The sequence below is a fragment of the Catellatospora sp. NPDC049609 genome, from assembly GCF_040675365.1.
Taxonomy (GTDB): Bacteria; Actinomycetota; Actinomycetes; order Mycobacteriales; family Micromonosporaceae; genus Catellatospora.
In genome coordinates this window covers 1-1,403 of the sequence record NZ_JBFAOU010000462.1, presented here as the reverse complement: position 1 = coordinate 1,403, position 1,403 = coordinate 1, and the positions used below count along the sequence as shown (strand labels likewise).

Genomic DNA, 1,403 nt, shown 5'->3' with positions numbered 1-1,403 from the left:
TACGGCAGTCACGTTTGACGGTTGAGCTGCTGTAACTCGCGCTGGCGGTAGTGGCTGGTCCGTGCGAGGGCTTGGTGTCGGCGTCGCCAGTAGGACCAGCGCAGCAGGCGGCCGATGTCGGGTGGCGTGTGGTGCAGCGCGTTGATCAGGCGCCGAGTCTCGGCGACGGTCAGGGCGACCATCTCGGCCGTAGGGGTACTGGCCAGGGCCAGGGTGGTGAGGGTCAGGACTGCCAAGGCCAGCATCGCCAAGATCGTGAACCGGTGCCATGAGGTCCAGGTCCGGCACTGGTACTGGTCAAGGCCGACCTGCCCCTTCGCGATCTGGAACGTCTCCTCCACCGCCCACCTGCTGCCCGCGACCCGGACCAGGGACCGCAGCGGTGCCGGTCGCGGGGTCCAGCAGCGGTAGAACGCGAGGTCGCCGTCGCTGTTGCGGCGGATGAGCAGGCTGTGCAGGCCGGGTCCGTCGTCGTGGATGCCGACCCACGCCCAGTCGTAGAAGCGCTCACCTTTGGAGCCGGGTCCGCAGCTGCGTCGCTGCCAGGCCAGCTCCGACAGCCACGACTCGGTCACGTCGACACGCTCCTTGACCACCGTGGTGACCTGGGCGTAGTGGTTGCGGGCCACGGCCAGGACGTAGCCGATGCCCAGCTCACGTAGTCGTTGTCGCAGCGCCGGGTCGCGGCCGTAGGCCTCATCGGCGGTGACGAACCCGACCTGCACGCCCGCGGCGACCGCCGCGTCGATCATCTGCAGAGCCAGGGCCGGCTTGGTTGCGAACTCCAGGCCTGGCGGGATGCCGGCCTGCACGCAGCGGTCGGCGTCGACGGTCCACGATTTCGGCACGTACAACCTGCGGTCGACCAGTGCCCGACCTCGCGGCGACGCATAGGCCAGGAAGACCGCGACCTGGCTGTTCTCGATCCGACCGGCGGTCCCGCAGTACTGGCGCTGGACCCCGACCGAGTACACGCCCTTCTTCAAGAACCCGGTCTCGTCGACCACCAGGACTGCGTCCGGGTGCGCCAACCCGCCGACCACGGTGCTGCGCAGATCAGCGGCCACGGCCTCGGCGTCCCACACCGCCTCCCGCAGCAGCCGCTGCATCCGCGAGGGCCGCTCATGCCCGGCCGCCTCGGCCAGCTGCCAGCAGTTCTTCCTGTCCACCGCCGCCATCAGCGCCCGCACGAAATCCCTGGCCACCAGCCGCGGCTCGACCCGCGTGAACCGGCCCGCGATCCGGTCCATCACCTCGTCGAACACCCGTGATGCGTCAGGCCCTACGCTATGCGCAGCGGCCACCGTCTTGCTTATCGACTTGTCCACAACATTCGATGATCAGGCGGTGGCCGCCCTCACGCATCCGGGCAGCTCAGAGCACGAACCGGCACTGCCGTACTA

The 1,403-nt window shown here is 69.0% G+C and carries 1 protein-coding gene; it reads right to left on the bottom strand.

The genetic code is table 11. The features are described from left to right. Positions 1–8: 8 nt before the first annotated feature. Positions 9–1,250, bottom strand: a complete 1,242-nt coding sequence (locus tag AB0J67_RS41145) for an IS701 family transposase (RefSeq protein WP_363491258.1) — start codon at positions 1,248–1,250, stop codon at positions 9–11. Between the last annotated feature and the right edge of the window lie 153 nt (positions 1,251–1,403).

Bases quoted from the DNA above. Each gene is read 5' to 3' on its own strand.
- AB0J67_RS41145 (WP_363491258.1), bottom strand. From the start codon at position 1,250: ATGGACCGGATCGCGGGCCGGTTCACGCGGGTCGAGCCGCGGCTGGTG.